Genomic DNA, 471 nt, shown 5'->3' on the forward strand with positions numbered 1-471 from the left:
TGACGCCGAGGCTGGCGTAGTAGGCCACCGCCGCCTTGAGGAAGGCGATGGCGCTTTCTTTTTTCTCGTCGGGCAGGATCTGCGAGAAGGCGATGCGGGAGGCGTCGTCGATGCAGACATGGACGAACTCCCAACTGCTGCCGCGCGAGCTGGCATTGCCGGTGCGCTTGCCGGTAATGCGATGACCGATGCGCTCGAAACGACCGAGCTTCTTGATATCGATATGGATCATCTCGCCAGGATGCTCGCGCTCGTAGCGTCGGATCGGCTCGGCCGGTTCGATATCCCGCAACCGCGACAGTCCGGCACGCTTGAGAACCCGGCTAACGGTGGCGGGCGAGACGCCGACCTCATGGGCGATGTGCTTGCCGGTCCAACGTTGCCGCCGCAGCGCCATGATGCGCTCGGCGATCAACGCAGCGGTGGCCTGCGGCATATGGGCGGGCCGCGAGGAACGGTCGATCATGCCGG

1 protein-coding gene is annotated in these 471 nt (G+C 64.8%); it reads right to left on the minus strand.

The genetic code is table 11. From position 1 onward, the window contains the following. Positions 1-471: helix-turn-helix domain-containing protein (locus EN818_RS30775; RefSeq protein WP_135906597.1), on the minus strand; the 471-nt coding region annotated here is incomplete at both ends.

The organism is Mesorhizobium sp. M3A.F.Ca.ET.175.01.1.1 (genome assembly GCF_004791945.1).
GTDB lineage: Bacteria > Pseudomonadota > Alphaproteobacteria > Rhizobiales > Rhizobiaceae > Mesorhizobium.